Annotated in this window: 12 protein-coding genes and 1 pseudogene; 6 read left to right on the top strand and 7 right to left on the bottom strand. The window is 66.4% G+C overall.

The window, feature by feature from the left end:
• Nucleotides 1-71: 71 nt before the first annotated feature.
• Together Q8Z05_RS15425 and Q8Z05_RS15420 are read left to right on the top strand one after the other, a co-directional pair.
• Entirely contained in the window at nt 72-1,703 is a 1,632-nt protein-coding gene (locus Q8Z05_RS15425; RefSeq protein WP_305940474.1) for a sensor histidine kinase, read from the top strand.
• The gene (locus tag Q8Z05_RS15420) at nt 1,700-2,410 is read left to right on the top strand and encodes a response regulator (RefSeq protein ID WP_305940473.1); all 711 of its coding nucleotides are present in this window, start codon (nt 1,700-1,702) and stop codon (nt 2,408-2,410) included. Before Q8Z05_RS15425 ends, Q8Z05_RS15420 begins: the two co-directional genes overlap by 4 nt.
• A gap of 43 nt (nt 2,411-2,453) precedes the next feature.
• On the opposite strand, the gene Q8Z05_RS15415 is transcribed toward Q8Z05_RS15420, so the two are convergent.
• Nucleotides 2,454-4,364: a propionyl-CoA synthetase gene (locus tag Q8Z05_RS15415; RefSeq protein ID WP_305940472.1), complete on the bottom strand. Its 1,911-nt coding sequence runs from the start codon at nt 4,362-4,364 to the stop codon at nt 2,454-2,456.
• A gap of 178 nt (nt 4,365-4,542) precedes the next feature.
• Here Q8Z05_RS15415 and Q8Z05_RS15410 point away from each other — a divergent pair.
• From Q8Z05_RS15410 to Q8Z05_RS15395, 4 genes and pseudogenes are all read left to right on the top strand, one after another.
• A pseudogene (locus tag Q8Z05_RS15410) lies at nt 4,543-5,200 on the top strand (GntR family transcriptional regulator).
• Nucleotides 5,193-6,713, top strand: coding sequence for an MmgE/PrpD family protein (locus Q8Z05_RS15405; RefSeq protein WP_305940471.1), 1,521 nt, complete (start codon nt 5,193-5,195; stop codon nt 6,711-6,713). The pseudogene Q8Z05_RS15410 and the gene Q8Z05_RS15405 overlap by 8 nt, the downstream one beginning before the upstream one ends.
• Nucleotides 6,714-7,619, top strand: a complete 906-nt coding sequence (prpB, locus tag Q8Z05_RS15400; RefSeq protein WP_305940470.1) for a methylisocitrate lyase — start codon at nt 6,714-6,716, stop codon at nt 7,617-7,619.
• A gap of 62 nt (nt 7,620-7,681) precedes the next feature.
• Nucleotides 7,682-8,821 (top strand): bifunctional 2-methylcitrate synthase/citrate synthase, encoded by a 1,140-nt coding sequence (locus Q8Z05_RS15395; RefSeq protein WP_305940469.1) that lies wholly within the window; start codon nt 7,682-7,684, stop codon nt 8,819-8,821.
• A 74-nt stretch (nt 8,822-8,895) separates the two neighbouring features.
• Here the strand turns inward: Q8Z05_RS15395 and Q8Z05_RS15390 are convergent, their stop codons facing one another.
• The 6 genes from Q8Z05_RS15390 to Q8Z05_RS15365 form a co-directional block, all read right to left on the bottom strand.
• A complete protein-coding gene (locus tag Q8Z05_RS15390; RefSeq protein WP_305940468.1) occupies nt 8,896-9,387 on the bottom strand; it encodes an 8-oxo-dGTP diphosphatase in 492 nt (163 codons plus the stop codon).
• A 32-nt stretch (nt 9,388-9,419) separates the two neighbouring features.
• Entirely contained in the window at nt 9,420-10,442 is a 1,023-nt protein-coding gene (gene xerD, locus Q8Z05_RS15385; protein ID WP_371745864.1) for a site-specific tyrosine recombinase XerD, read from the bottom strand.
• Nucleotides 10,442-11,104, bottom strand: coding sequence for an NUDIX domain-containing protein (locus Q8Z05_RS15380; RefSeq protein WP_305940467.1), 663 nt, complete (start codon nt 11,102-11,104; stop codon nt 10,442-10,444). Before Q8Z05_RS15380 ends, xerD begins: the two co-directional genes overlap by 1 nt.
• Before the next feature lie 27 nt (nt 11,105-11,131).
• Nucleotides 11,132-12,925 (bottom strand): CTP synthase, encoded by a 1,794-nt coding sequence (locus tag Q8Z05_RS15375; protein ID WP_305943586.1) that lies wholly within the window; start codon nt 12,923-12,925, stop codon nt 11,132-11,134.
• 157 nt (nt 12,926-13,082) lie between these two features.
• Complete coding sequence (gene recN / locus Q8Z05_RS15370) at nt 13,083-14,822, bottom strand: DNA repair protein RecN (RefSeq protein WP_305940466.1); 1,740 nt, start codon at nt 14,820-14,822, stop codon at nt 13,083-13,085.
• Nucleotides 14,823-14,825: 3 nt separating this feature from the next.
• Entirely contained in the window at nt 14,826-15,848 is a 1,023-nt protein-coding gene (locus Q8Z05_RS15365; RefSeq protein WP_305940465.1) for an NAD kinase, read from the bottom strand.
• Between the last annotated feature and the right edge of the window lie 6 nt (nt 15,849-15,854).

Here is a 15,854-nt window from a genome sequence, read left to right as displayed (position 1 = left end):
TGTGATATCCATCATTGGGCATGGCGTGACCTGGCTCACCGTTGCGTTCATATTGGTCGTGGAAGGTTGGCATGAGGCACAAATGGAGCATTGCGCGCCGGCTGTTCGTGGCGCATTTGCTGTTTATGCTCGCCCTGACCGCCACGGTGGGAACGGCCACCTTCATCGATGCCCGGGACCATGCCTACGACGAGGCCGGCCGCCGGATGTCCGGGATCGCCACGTCCGTTGCCGACAATCCCCTAGTGCTGCAGGCTGCCGGGCAGCCGGACCCGTCCGCGGTGCTGCAGCCCTATGCCCTGGACGTGATGGCCGACGCCGACGTGGATTTCATCACCATCATGGCTCCGGACCGGACCAGGTGGACCCACCCGCGCAGCGAGGAACTGGGGAGGCCGTACATAGGATCGATTGATGCCGCCCTGAACGGACAGGTGTTTACCGAAATCACGGCCGGGACGCTGGGGCCGTCGGTGCGCACCATTGCACCCGTGAAGGACCAGTCGGGAAACGTGAAGGCCCTGGTGGCTGCCGGGGTAACGGTCCGGACCGTTGATGTCGCCGTCTCGGGCCGCCTTCCGGCCCTGCTGGCCATCGCCTTCGCTCTCCTGGTGGGCGGTTCAGTGGCGTCCTGGGTCCTGGGCCGGTACCTGCGCAACGTCACGCGGGGCTGGGGGCCCGAGCAACTCGCCCAGCTGTTCGCGTACTACGAGTCCGTCCTTCATTCCGTCCGTGAAGGTGTCATCCTGATCGACTCCAAGGGGCGGGTGGTGATGTACAACGACCAGGCCGCCGAGCTCCTTGGGCTCGCGCCACGGCCGTCCGGGAGCGACCCCGCCGATGCGGCCCCGCTCAGCGACCTCCCGCTGGCACCCAGCCTGAAGGACCTGTTCGAATCCGGACGGACCGCGAAGGACGAAATCCATCTGGCCGGACCGCGCGTTTTGGTGATCAACCAGGGGCCCGCGGTGGGTCCGTCATCCTCGGCCGGCCGCCAGCGTCCGGCTGTTTTCGGTACCGTGGCAACCATCCGCGACCGCACGGAGATCGAGTCCCTCGGCAGCGAACTGGAAACCATGCGCACGCTGTCCGACGCGCTCCGGGCCCAGACCCACGAGCACGCCAACCGCCTCCACACCATCGTGTCGCTGATGGAACTGGGGCTGGCGGACGAGGCCCTGGATTTTGCCACCAAGGACCTGGAGCTCAGCCAGCAGCTCACCGATGAGATGGTGGGTGCCATTGAAGAACCCGTACTCGGTGCCCTCCTCATGGGAAAGGCAGCTGAGGCGCACGAGCGCGGCGTGGAACTTGGCCTTCAGGCGAACAGCACCGCAGGGACTGCCGGCGTCGCCGTCCAGGACCTGGTGACCATTCTTGGCAACCTGCTGGACAACGCCATCGACGCGGCGGCCGACGCTCCGGCGCCCAAATGGGTGGAACTGTCAGTGGAGTCCGGCGTCCGGGGCATAGAGATCACCGTGGAGGACTCCGGACACGGCATCGACCCCGATGCCGTGGAGGACGTGTTCCGGTATGGGTTCAGCACGAAGCCCGCCGGCAAGTACGGCCGGGGCCTGGGCCTGGCACTGGTCAGGCAGGCCGTCCACCGGCTGGGCGGCACCATGGCCATCACGAATCCCCGGGGGGCGCATTTTCACATCTTCCTTCCAGCAGCCGGCACCACCAAGGAGATTTCATGAGTGATATCCGAGTCCTCGTCGTCGAGGACGAACCGGTGGCCGCGGCAGCCCACGGCGCCTACCTGGGCAGGCTCCCGGGTTTCTCGCTGGCCGGCACGGCCCCCGACGGCCAATCGGCGCTCCGCCTCCTGGCGGAATTTGCCGCCGCCGGCAACCCCGTGGAACTCGTCCTCCTGGACATGAACCTCCCCGACCTCCACGGCCTGGATATTGCGCGGCGGATGCGGGCCTCGGGGCTACTTCCGGACATCATCGCCATCACCGCCGTGCGTGAGCTCAACATCGTGCGCAGTGCCGTGTCCATCGGAGTGGTCCAGTACCTCATCAAACCGTTCACCTATGCGACCTTTGCGGACAAGCTGACCAGCTATCGGCAGTTCCGCGAGCAGCTGGCCGCAAGCCTGGGCGGGACGAAATCCGGGGCATCACAGAGCGACGTCGACCAGGCCTTCGCCAGCCTGCGGGCGCCGAGCGAGCTTCCGCTTCCCAAGGGCCTGTCGACGTCGACCCTGGACGCCGTCCAGGAGTTCATGAAGCAGCAGGCGGACGCCGTCTCGGCCACGGAGGTCATGGATGCCCTGGGGATGTCCCGCGTGACGGCCCGGCGGTACCTGGAGTACCTTGCCGACGCCGGAACCGTTTCCCGGACCGCCCGCTACGGCGCCCCCGGCAGGCCCGAGAACGAGTACCGCTGGACCCGGAGCTGACTGCAGGGCACCATCCACCGGTGCCTGCCGGCAGCTCAGCTAGTCATGGCCGGGGACCGGCGGGTCCGGCAGGACGCAGGGTGCTGATCAGCTGGTCGATCACCCCGGCGTCTTCAATCGTGGACGGCACGACGTATTCCTCGCCGTCCGCAATCTGCCGCATGGTCTTGCGGAGGATCTTCCCCGACCGGGTCTTGGGCAGGGCATCCACCACTGCCACGTGCTTGAAGTCCGCAACGGCTCCGATATCCCGGCGGACCAGCGCGATCAGGTCCTTGACCAGGATGTCCTCCGGCACCTCCACTCCCGATTTCAGGACTACGTACCCGCTGGGCCGCTGGCCCTTCAACGGATCCGCGAGGCCGATCACTGCGCATTCGGCCACCGCCGGGTGCTGGCCGATCACCTGCTCCATGGCACCAGTGGACAGCCGGTGCCCGGCCACGTTGATGATGTCGTCGGTACGGCCCATGACGAACACATAGCCGTCCTCGTCCCGGTACCCGGAGTCGCCGGTGGCATAGGAGCCCTCGAAGGCCTGGAGGTAGGAGGATAGGTAGCGTTCGTCGTCGCCCCAGAGGGTGGTCAGCGTTCCGGGCGGCAGCGGCAGGCCGAGCACGATGTTGCCCTCCGTATTGGCCCCCACGTCCTCCCCCAGGCCGTCCACGATGTTGAGCTTGAACCCCGGCATCGGAACACTCGGCGACCCTGCCTTGATCGGGAGCTTCTCCAGTCCCCTGGGGTTGGCACAGATGGCCCAGCCTGTCTCGGTCTGCCACCAGTGGTCCACCACCGGAACGCCCAGGGCCTGCGTGGCCCAGTAGAAAGTATCGGTATCAAGCCGTTCCCCCGCCGCGAAAAGTGTCCGCAGGCTGGAGATGTCGTACTCCTGCAGGAGCTTCGCCTCCGGGTCCGCCTTCCGGATGGCGCGCAGCGCTGTGGGGGCGGTGAACAGGACATTGACCTGGTGGTCCTGGATCACGCGCCAAAAGGCACCCGCGTCCGGAGTTCCCACCGGTTTGCCCTCATAGAGGACGGTGGTGGCGCCGGCCAGCAGGGGGCCGTAAACGATGTAGGAGTGCCCCACCACCCAGCCGACGTCCGAGGCGGTCCACATGACGTCACCGGGGTTGATGTCATAGATGTTCTCCAGGGTCCAGCTGAGCGCCACGGCGTGGCCGCCGTTGTCCCGAACCACTCCCTTGGGGCTGCCCGTGGTTCCCGAGGTGTAGAGGATGTAGAGAGGGTCGGTGGCTTTGACGTCCACCGGCGCCGCCGGTTCCGCAGAGGCCATCTCCGATTCCCAGTCCAGCCAGCCCGCGTAGTCCGATGCTGCGGAGGCGAAGCCGTCACGTGCCGTGACAATCACGGGGAGCTCCGGTGCTCCGGCCAGGCGGAGGGCTTCCTCCACAGCGGGAAGGTATTCGATCCGGCGCGACGGCTCAATCCCGCCTGACGCCGTGACCACCACGGCGGGCGCGGCGTCCCGGATGCGGGCCGCGAGCTCCTTGGGGGCAAACCCGCCGAAGACCACCGAATGGACCGCCCCAAGCCGCGCCGTGGCCAGCATCGCGATGGCGGCTTCAGGGATCATCGGCATGTAGATCACAACCCGGTCCCCCTGGCTGACTCCGCGCCGCCGGAGAACTCCGGCAAAGCGGGCCACCAGCTCCGTCAATTCCGCGTAGCTGAAGTGCCGCCGGGTCCCCAGCATGGCCGAATCGTAAATCAGCGCATCCTGCCCGCCCCGACCGGCCTTTACGTGGCGGTCCAAGGCGTTATAGGACGTATTCAGGACGCCGTCCGGAAACCAGCTGTACAGTGGCGCGCGGCTGGAATCCAGCGCCTGCGTCGGCGGCGCCGACCAGGAAATCTTTCCGGCAGCATCCAGCCAGAACTCTTCGGGCTTCTCCAGGCTCTGTGCATAGCTGTCCTGATAGCGCTTGGTAACCATGAAATGCATCCCGTCCACGACGTTGTGATGAGGGCCATGCTAGTCCGGACCGGTCAGACCGCACAAGGCTCCTTGTATACAAACTTGATAGAGCGCCGCATTTTCTGGGGCAAACCACTGGGCAAAGAGTTGTTCTGTGTATACACTGAGGACACGTCAGCCAATGAAGGAGTCAGGGATGCGCGCCAGCGACAGGGCCTACGCGGCATTGCGCGACGACATCATCGAATGGCGCCTCCTGCCCGGGACGGTGCTCGCGGAAGTGGAGCAGTCCGAGCGGTTGGGCGTGTCCCGCACTCCCCTCCGGGAGGCCCTCAGCCGGCTTACCGCTGAGGGCCTGACGACGGCGGGCGGCCGCGGCGTCGTCGTCACCGATATTTCGCTCGACGACATCGATGAGCTGTTCGAACTACGCGAAACCCTCGAAGGCAAGGCGGCCGCGCTGGCCGCCGAGCGCGGGGACCGTGCAACCTTCGAACAGCTCCGGCTCGAGCTCCTACAGGCACCGGAGCTGATCAACGGCAGCGACCCCGGCCGCCATGCCTACTATGAGCTCGCGGGCCGCCTCGACGCGGCCATCGATGCGGCCATATCCAACTCGTATCTGGTACAGGCCATGCGCAGTTTGCGCGTGCACCTGGTCCGTGTGCGCCGGCTGGCCGCCGACGACGCACAGCGACTCACTGCGGCCGCCGCAGAGCACGCGGCCATTGCCGAGGCGATCGCCGCAGGCAACCCGCGGCTTGCCGAGGCGGCCACCACGCTTCATCTGCACCGCAGCCTTTCCCACGTCAAAGTCACGCATACACCCCAGTCATAAGGAGCATCATGGTTAAGGAACACCACGTCCGCGTTTACAAGAGCGAGGAAAACCTGCCCCGCGAGGACCAGCTCGCGTACAAGATCGCCCAGGTTGCCACCGATCCCGTCGCCGTCACCGAGGACGTCACCGACATGGTGATCAACCGCGTGATCGACAACGCCTCGGTTGCGATCGCTTCCCTGAACCGCGCCCCCATCGTTGCGGCCCGCGCCCAGGCACTGACCCACGGACCCACCACCGGTGGCAAGGGATCCAAGGTCTTCGGCATCGACGAGCGGGTCTCCCCGGAATGGGCGGCCTGGGCCAACGGTGTCGCCGTCCGTGAGCTGGATTATCACGACACGTTCCTGGCAGCGGACTACTCCCACCCGGGCGACAACATTCCGCCGATCCTGGCCGTCGCCCAGCACGTGGGCTCCAGCGGACACGACCTCATCCGCGGCATCGCCACCGGCTACGAGATCCAGGTGAACCTGGTCAAGGCCATCTGCCTGCACAAGCACAAGATCGACCACGTGGCCCACCTCGGCCCGTCCGCCGCGGCCGGCATCGGCACCCTGCTGGGACTCGACGTCGAGACCATCTTCCAGTCCGTAGGCCAGGCACTGCACACCACGACCGCCACCCGCCAGTCGCGCAAGGGCGAGATCTCCACCTGGAAGGCGCACGCCCCGGCCTTCGCCGGAAAGATGGCCGTCGAGGCCGCGGACCGCTCCATGCGTGGCCAGACGTCCCCCGTCCCGATCTACGAAGGCGAAGACGGCGTCATCGCCTGGATGCTCGACGGCCCGGACGCCTCCTACATGGTTCCGCTGCCGACGCCCGGCGAAGCCAAGCGCGCCATCCTGGACACCTACACCAAGGAACACTCCGCCGAGTACCAGGCCCAGGCCTGGATCGACCTCGCCCGCAAGCTCCACAAGGAGCACCCGGAAATCACGGACCCCGCCAACGTGAAGTCGGTGCTGATCAAGACCAGCCACCACACCCACTACGTGATCGGCTCCGGCGCCAACGACCCCCAGAAATACTCCCCCACCGCCTCCCGTGAAACCCTGGACCACTCCATCCCGTACATCTTCACCGTCGCCCTGCAGGACGGCGCCTGGCACCACGTGGACTCCTACGCCCCCGAACGCGCCGCCCGCGCCGACACCGTGGAACTGTGGCACAAGGTCACCACCGTCGAGGACCCGGAATGGACCCGCCGCTACCACTCCCTCGACATCGCGGAAAAGGCCTTCGGCGGCTCCGTGGAAATCACCCTCAACGACGGCACCGTCATCACCGATCAGATCGCCGTGGCCGACGCCCACCCGCTCGGCGCCCGGCCCTTCGCACGGGAACAGTACATCAACAAATTCCGCACCCTCGCCGCCGGCATCGTGGCCGACGAGGAAATCGAACGGTTCCTGGCCGCCGTCGAACGCCTTCCGGAGCTTGCCGCCGGTGAGCTGGACCAGCTCAACATCAAGGCAGCCGACGGCGTGATCGACCTCGCCGCCGCCCCCAAGGGACTGTTCTAAATGCTGTACTCGAAGGTCACGCCAGAACAGAAGCGGATCCGGTTCCGCGAGCTCCTGGCCTCCGGGACAATCCAGCAGTTCCCCGGCGCGTTCAACCCGCTCTCGGCGCGGCTGATCGAGGAAAAGGGCTTCGCCGGTGTCTACATCTCCGGCGCCGTCCTGGCCAACGACCTCGGCCTGCCGGACATCGGCCTGACCACGCTCACCGAGGTCGCAACCCGGGCCGGACAGATCGCCCGCATGACCGACCTGCCCTCCATCGTGGACGCCGACACCGGCTTCGGCGAACCCATGAACGTGGCCCGCAGCGTCCAGGAACTCGAAAACGCCGGCCTGGCCGGCTGCCACATCGAGGACCAGTTCAACCCCAAACGCTGCGGCCACCTGGACGGCAAGAACGTGGTGGACCTGGACACCGCCACCAAACGCATCCGTGCCGCCGCTGATGCCCGCCGGGACCCCAACTTCCTCATCATGGCCCGGACCGACATCCGCGCCACCGACGGGCTGGCAGCGGCGCAGGACCGCTCCAAGGCCCTGGTCGAGGCCGGCGCCGACGCGATCTTCCCCGAAGCCATGAAAGACCTCAGCGAGTTCCAGGCCATCCGCGACGCCGTGGACGTGCCCATCCTCGCCAACATGACCGAATTCGGCCAAAGTGAACTCTTCACCGTGAAGGAACTCCAGGGCGTCGGAGTGAACATGGTCATCTATCCCGTCACCCTGCTCCGTAGTGCCATGGGCGCCGCTGAGCGTACTCTGGAATCGATCAGGTCCGACGGCACCCAGGAGGCACAGGTAGAGAGCATGCTGACCCGTGCGCGGCTGTACGACCTCGTGGACTATGAGGCTTACAACCGCTTCGACACCGGGGTCTTTAATTTCCAGATCCCCGGTACCCACTGACCCCCATCCCGGACTTCCGGTTTCGGCCGGCACCACAGCATTAGGAACGAAGGAGTTTCAGCATGGCTGAAAATGAGATCAAAAAGGGCCTCGCCGGCGTCGTGGTGGACTACACCGCGGTTTCCAAGGTCAACCCGGACACCAACTCGCTGCTGTACCGCGGCTATCCGGTTCAGGAACTCGCTGCCAGGTGCAGCTTCGAGGAAGTGGCCTACCTGCTCTGGAACGGCGAGCTGCCCACGCCGGAACAGCTGGCCGAGTTCACGGCAATGGAACGGGCCGGGCGGCGTCTGGATCCGGTGGTCAAGCAGGTCATCGACGCGCTCCCCACCACCTCCCACCCGATGGATGTCTGCCGGACGGCGGCGTCGGTCATGGGCGCCCGGCATCCGCTCGCGGAGGATGCGTCGCGCGAAGCCAACATGAAGAAGGCCATCGACCTGTTCGCCGCGATGCCGGCCGTCGTGGCCTACGACCAGCGCCGCCGGCATGGCCAGGACTTGGTGGAGCCCCGCGATGACCTGGGCTACGACGCAAACTTCCTCTGGATGACGTTTGGCGAGGAGGCCGTCCCCGAAGTAGTCGACGCATTCAATGTCTCAATGATTTTGTACGCCGAGCACTCTTTCAACGCCTCCACGTTCACGGCCCGCGTGATCACGTCCACGCTGTCGGATCTACACTCGGCCGTGACCGGCGCCATCGGTGCCCTCAAGGGCGCGCTCCACGGCGGTGCCAACGAAGCAGTGATGCACACCTTCGACGAGATCGGCATCCGGCCGGAGGAATCCCTGGAGGACGCCGCCGTCCGGGCAAAGGCCTGGATGGAGGACGCCCTGGCCCAGAAGAAGAAGGTCATGGGCTTCGGCCACCGCGTCTACAAGCACGGCGATTCGCGGGTGCCCACCATGAAGGCCGCGCTGGACAAGATGATTGCCCACTACGGCCGTCCCGAACTCCTGGGCCTTTATAACGGGCTGGAGACCGCAATGGACGAGGCCAAGGGCATCAAGCCGAACCTCGACTATCCCACCGGCCCCACGTACCACCTCATGGGCTTCGACACCGATACCTTCACTCCCCTGTTCGTCGCCAGCCGCATCACCGGCTGGACTGCGCACATCATGGAGCAGCTGGAATCAAATTCCCTGATCCGTCCGTTGAGCGAGTACAACGGCGTGGAGGAGCGGCACCTTTCGTAGTTTGACCGTGCGTACGACGGCGGCCCGGTCACCTTTGGATTCACAGGTGACCGGGCCGCCGTCGTACTTCCCTCCTACAGGTTCCGCAGGATGCTCACGGAAGAAGACACCGTCTCGTTGTCGGCGTTGAGCGTGACCACGATGTTCACGATCCCGCCTTCCAATACAGGCGGCAGCCAGTGGTCCGCGTCCTGCCACATGCGGTCCACGGGCAGCGACAGCGCGTCAAACCATTCGGGCGCGATCTCCGGACTTTCTGCCGGATCGCCGTGCCACCGGCGCGTGGTGAACATGGTGGTGTGCATGTTCCATTCCGGGCGGTGGGGGAAAACGAACTCCACCACACCGGCGGGGCGCAGGTCCTGCTCGAGCACCACGACACCGGACTCTTCCTGCACTTCCCGGCAGGCGGCCTGGGCGTGGCTCTCCCCCGGCTCCACATGGCCGCCCAGCCCCACGATCTTGCCTCTGCCGAAGCCGGTCTTCTTCAGGCCGAGCAGCACCTCAGTTCCGCCGCCAGGTCGATCCCGGAGCAGGAAGCACAGGGTCACGGGGGTTGACGTCATGTGGAACAGCCTAGCTGTGTTGACCTGAGAGGTCAGCCGAGTGCACGGGGGTGGGCCGCGGCGTAGATCTCCCGCAACGTATCGGCCGTCACCAGCGTGTAAACCTGCGTGGTGGTGACTGAGGCGTGGCCCAGGAGTTCCTGGACCACCCTGACGTCCGCCCCGCCTTCGAGCAGGTGCGTGGCGAAGGAGTGGCGGAGGGTGTGGGGGGACACGTCCTTGGTGATGTTGGCTTTATCCGCCGCAGCCTTGAGGATGGTCCAGGCGCTCTGCCTGCTGATCCGGCCGCCGCGGGCGTTCAGGAACAGCGCCGGCGTCCCTTTGCCCTTGGCTGCGAGCAGTGGCCTGCCGCGCACCAGGTAGGCGTCGAGGGCACGTGCGCCGTAGGAACCCAGCGGCACCAGGCGCTCCTTGGAGCCCTTGCCGAACAGCCGGACGATGGCCGGGCCGTCCTGCTCTGATTGCAGCGAGATGTCGTCGACATCCAGGCCGACTGCCTCACTGATGCGGGCGCCGGTGGAATAGAGGAACTCCAGCAGGGCCCGGTCCCTCAGGCCTGTTGCCGTGTCGGTGCCGGCCGCTTCGAGGATCCTGGTGACTTCATCGACGCTGATGGCCTTGGGCAGCCGCTTGCCGGGCATCGGCGGGTGGACATCGCTGGCGGGATCCGCCGTCGTAATCCCTTCCAGCGCCCAGAACTTGTGCAGGCCGCGGACCGCCACGACTGTTCGCGCAGCGGACCTGACCCCGAGGGCTGTTCCGCCGTCGGAGCCGTCGGACAATGCCTGGACAAAACCGGTGACGTGCCGCCGCGTGACGTCGGCCGGGCGGGCAGGACCGCACGCGGCGAGGTAGTTTGCATAGCGGGACAGGTCCCGGCGGTAAGCGGACAGCGTGTTTGCTGCGAGTCCCCGCTCCACGCCCATGTGCTGGAGGTAGTCCCCCACGGCGCGGTCTATGTCGTTGCGGGGCCGTACAGGACGTTCCGCCCCGGACCCGGCGCGTGTCTCTTCGGCACCGGCACGGTCCGGTGCGGGAGTGACGGTGCTGCTCATCAACGCTGGCTGGGATGGGCGGGCCAAGGTGCATTGGCCGGACGCAGGTGCTCGAAGCCGTCCGCGCGGGCGGCCGCAGCCGCGAGGACGCCGACGACGGCGGACGGGTTGTGCAACCTGCCCTCCAGGACGGCCGACACGGCTTCCTCCAGCGGCGTCCAGTGCAGTTCGATCTCCGCTTCCTCGTCCGTGCGGACGTGGAGTTCGTGATCAGGCACCTCGCGCAGGTCCCGGGCGAGGTAGATGCGGATCGCTTCGCTCGAGGACCCCGGTGAGTTGAAGAAATCCACCAGCACGTTCCAGGTTCCGGCTGCCAGGTCCGCTTCCTCGGCGAGCTCCCGGGCGGCGCCCACAACGAAGTCTTCGCCCTCAATGTCCAGCAGCCCGGCAGGGATCTCCCACAAGTCCATGCCGACGGGATGCCGGTACTGCTTCATCAGCAGCACCTCACCGGCTGCGTTCATCGGCAGGACTGCCACGGCCCCCGGGTGGTCGATGTAGTCACGCACCAGTTCGTCGCCGTGTTCGCTGAGCTGGAAGCTGTCGCTGACAACGTCCCAGATGCGGCCTTCGTATACCTTCCGGGAGGACAAAAGACGGCGCGGGCTCGGCGCATCCGAAACCTGCCGTGCAGCATTGGGGGTTTCAGGCATACCGGGCATCGCGCCGTCCTTTGATTTAGTTGGTGACTACTTGGCGGAGACCTTGCGGGCGGAACCGCCGGCCTCGGCGGGTGCTGCCGCGCCGTTTGTTTCCACACCCGTGGCGGCAGGAAGGTTGTCCCCGCCCTTCTGGTGGTCCAGCGCGGCCTTGACCAGACCGGCAAACAGCGGATGCGGCCGGGTGGGGCGGGAGCTCAGCTCGGGGTGCGCCTGGGTGGCCACGTAGTACGGGTGGACTTCGCGGGGAAGCTCCACGTACTCCACCAGCTTGCCGTCGGGGGACGTTCCGGAGAACACGAGCCCCTTCGACGCAATCTGGTCGCGGTACTTGTTGTTGACTTCGTAGCGGTGGCGGTGCCGTTCGCTCACTTTGGTGGTGCCGTAGGTCTCCGCGATAACAGAGCCTGCGTCGAGCTTGGCTTCGTAAAGGCCAAGGCGCATGGTGCCGCCGAGGTCGCCCTTACCGTCAACGATGTCCAGCTGCTCCTCCATGGTGGCAATCACCGGGTACTTGGAGTCGGGTTCGAACTCGCTGGACGATGCGCCTTCAAGGCCCACTACGTTCCGGGCGTACTCGATGACCATGCACTGGAGGCCCAGGCACAGGCCCAGGACCGGCAGCTTGGTTTCGCGGGCGAACTTGAGGGCACCCAGCTTGCCTTCGAGGCCGCGGATTCCGAAGCCGCCGGGCACGCAGATGGCGTCCACGCCGTCCAGGGAGTTGACGGCGCCTTCGTGTGTTTCGCATTCGTCCGAGGGGACCCAGCGGATCTTCACCTTGGTGTCGTTGGCGAAACCGCCGGCGCGCAGGGCTTCGGTGACGGAGAGGTAGGCGTCCGGCAGGTCGATGTACTTGCCCACCAGGGCGATTTCCACCTCGTGCTTGGGGTTGTGGACCGCTTCGAGCAGCTTGTCCCAGCTGGTCCAGTCAACATCCTTGAACGGCAGGTCCAGCGCACGGACGATGTAGGAGTCCAGGCCCTGGGAGTGCAGGGTCTTGGGGATGTCGTAGATGCTCGGGGCGTCCGGGCAGCCGATCACGGCGTCGATGTCGACGTCGCACATGCGGCCGATCTTGTCGCGCATGGCCTGGGGGACTTCGCGGTCCGAACGGATCACGATCGCCTCGGGCTGAATGCCGATAGAGCGCAGTGCGGCAACGGAGTGCTGCGTGGGCTTGGTCTTCAGTTCCTGGGACGGTCCGATGTACGGGACCAGGGACACGTGCAGGAAGAAGACGTTGCCGCGGCCGATGTCCTGGCGGACCTGGCGTGCGGACTCGAGGAAGGGCTGCGACTCGATGTCGCCGACGGTTCCGCCGATCTCCGTGATGATGACGTCCGGCGCGTTCTTGCCTTCGGCAGGAAGCCGCATCCGGCGCTTGATCTCATCGGTGATGTGCGGGATGACCTGGACGGTGTCGCCGAGGTATTCGCCGCGGCGCTCCTTGGCGATCACCGTGGAGTAGACCTGGCCGGTGGTGACGTTCGCCGAACCCTCGAGGTTTTCATCGAGGAAGCGCTCGTAGTGGCCCACGTCCAGGTCGGTCTCAGCACCGTCGTCAGTCACGAAGACTTCGCCGTGCTGGAAGGGGTTCATCGTGCCCGGATCCACGTTCAGGTAGGGATCGAGCTTCTGCATAGTTACAGACAAACCGCGTGCCCGCAGCAGGTGGCCGAGGCTCGAAGCCGTCAGTCCCTTGCCTAGCGAGGACGCCACACCGCCGGTGACGAAGATGTGTTTGGTCGTCTTGGACGAGCCCGGGAACCGGGAATTTACACGGGAATTTGATCGCTGCACCACGGAATTCGAGCCTATCATCATTTGAGCCTTCCACGGGTCGCAAATCGGATTCCCAAATGCCTCAGTCTCCCCCGCCGCCCCGTCCAGATCAAGGCTTGGCGCGGGGTTTAGCGGGGAGTTCGGCCTGGACCGCCCGACGTCGGACCGGACGGTGTGACGGTTCTCGCAGTATCACTCAGGCCCGCTGCGGCAGCAGCTTGGCGTCGTCCAGCAGCTCCTGGGCGTGGGCCTGCGCGGTTTCGGAGTCTTCCTGGCCGGCCAGCATCCGGGCGAGCTCCTTGACCCTCTCGGGGCCGTCGAGCAGCCGCACATCACTGGACGTGAAACCGGTGGCCGTGCCGCCGTCGGCGCCCCTGACCGAGGTCTTGGTGACGGTGATGTGCTGGTCCGCGAACGCGGCGACCTGCGGCAGGTGCGTGACCACAAGGACCTGCACATGTTGTGCCAGCATGGCCAGCCGGCGGCCGATCTCGACGGCGGCCCGCCCGCCCACGCCGGCGTCGACCTCGTCGAACACAAAGGTGGGCACCGGGTCCACTGCGGCGAGCACCACTTCGATGGCCAGCATCACCCGGGAAAGCTCGCCCCCGGAAGCGCCCTTGCCCAGCGGCCGGGCCGGCGCACCGGAGTGAGGCTGGAGCAGGAACGAGATCTCATCCCCGCCGTATGGCATCAGCTGGGCGGCCGGCTCGATGGTGATCACCAGGGTCGCGTCAGCCATCGCCAGGGCCTTCAGTTCGGCGCTGACCCGTGCCGAGAGGTCCTTCGCGGCCTTGCCCCGGATTTTGCTGATGGCCGCGGCCTGCTTCTTGAGCTCAGTCTCGGTCCGGACGACTTCCGCATCCAGCGCCTCGATCCTGGTGGAGTCGTCCTGCAGTTCGTCGAACCGGACACGCGCATTCTCCGCCCACACCAGGACCTCATCGATGCTGGGGGCATACTTGCGGACCAGTTTGGCCAAAGAGGCCCGCCGGTCCTCGATTTCCGCCAGCCGCTCCGGGCCTTCCGAGTCCAGGCCGGCCTGGTAGCTCGCCAGTTCCGTTGCGATGTCGTTCAGCAGGAAGCCCACCTCGGCGAGGCGTGCGGCCGCCGAGCCGAGTTCGGCGTCATGCTCGGCCACATGTTCCAGGGTCCGTTTTGCCGCGTCCACCAGGGTGGTGGCGTCACCCTCGTCACCGTAGTCCTCGGCGATGAGCGCCTGGTGCGCGGTATTTGCCGCAATCCTGAGTTCTTCCACGTTGGCCAGTTTCACGGCCTCGGCCTTGAGCGACTCGTCCTCGCCCGGCTGCGGGTCCACGTCGTCGATCTCAGCGAGGGCGATCTCCAGTGATTCCGCCTCCCGCAGCCTGTCCCGGGCAGCGCTGCGCAGGGTGTCCAGCTCCGTCTGGATGGACTTCCAGTGGCTGTAAAGAGCCTGGTACGTGCCCAGCGGATCGGCCAGGGCGTCGCCGGCAAACTTGTCCAGGGCACCGCGCTGCGCAAGCGCCCCCTTCAGCCTGATCTGGTCCGACTGGCCGTGGACCACCACCAGAGTTTCGCCAATCTCCGCGAGGACCCCCACCGGGGCGGCGCGGCCGCCGAGGTAGGCACGGCTGCGTCCATCCGCACCCAGGCGGCGGGCAAGGATCAGTTCAGCGCCGCCGTCGAACTCCTCCACCTCGGCACCGGCCTCCAGCGCACGCGCCACGGCCACGTGGCCGGCGTCGAGCTTGAGGACGGCTTCCGCCGACGCGCTCTTCGCCCCGCTGCGCACGGCGCCCGCGTCGGAGCGGGCACCCAGGAGGAGTCCGACGGCGGTGACCACCATGGTCTTGCCGGCGCCGGTTTCGCCGGTCACCACGCTGAGGCCCGGGCCCAGCGGGAGGGTTGCGTCGGTGATGACGCCGAGGTCGCGGATTCTCAGTTCTTCAAGCATGATTCACTTCGCAGTCGTCGGATCAGTCTCGGACGTCCCGGCGTGCCGGGGACCCGCAGGCGGCGCCATCGGCCTGGGGGTACGGATGATGGGTACGGGCCCGGTATGGACGGACTCGGATTGCGGCATGGGGCCTCGCCAGCCATGGATGGGCAGCTGGAACTTGCGGACCAGCCTCGCCGAAAACGGGGTCTGGTGCGTCCGTGCAAGCCGCACCGGGGTGGCAGAGCGGGTCACCTCCACGCGGGCGCCCGGCGGCAGGTCCACGGAACGGCGCCCGTCACACCACAAGACTCCCTGGGCGTCCGTCCGGTTCAGGACCTCTACGGCCAGCCTGGACCGCGGGGAGACCACCAGCGGCTTGGCGAACAGCGCGTGGGCGCTGATGGGGACTATCACCAGGGCTTCCACTTCCGGCCAAACCACCGGGCCGCCTGCGGAGAAGGCATAGGCGGTCGACCCGGTGGGCGTGGCCAGGACCACGCCGTCGCAGCCGAACGATGTCAGCGGCCGCTCATCCACCTCGGTGACCACCTCCAGCATCCGTTCCCGGTTGCCTTTTTCGATGGCGGCCTCGTTCAGGGCCCACGTGTGCCAGATCTTTTGTCCGCGGACCCAGACCTGGACGTCGATGGTCATCCGTTCTTCCACCGTGTAGTCGCGGCTGGCGATCCATTCAACGGTCTGTGCCAGGTCGGCCCGCTCGCTCTCGGCAAGGAACCCCACATGGCCCAGATTGACGCCGAGCAGCGGGACGTTCACTTCCCTGACCAGCTCGGCGGCGCGGAGGATGGTGCCGTCGCCGCCGAGGACCATGACCAGCTCCACGTCGGGGAGCTGGATGTGGTCGTGGAGGATTTCCACGGGGTCCTCGAGCCGGCCGAAAAACCCCTCCATGTCTTCAAGTTCTGATTTTTGCATCACTGGAACAATGCCTGAGGCGTGCAGTTGGATGCACGCCTCCCAGGCAGCCTTCAGTGATTCCTCGCGGCCGGTGTGGGCAAGGACCAGTACACGCCTGCTCATCGGGTT

Source organism: Arthrobacter oryzae, from assembly GCF_030718995.1.
GTDB lineage: Bacteria > Actinomycetota > Actinomycetes > Actinomycetales > Micrococcaceae > Arthrobacter > Arthrobacter oryzae_C.
The sequence above is the reverse complement of the archived record's forward strand: the minus strand, read 5'-3'. Positions and strand labels throughout refer to the sequence as shown.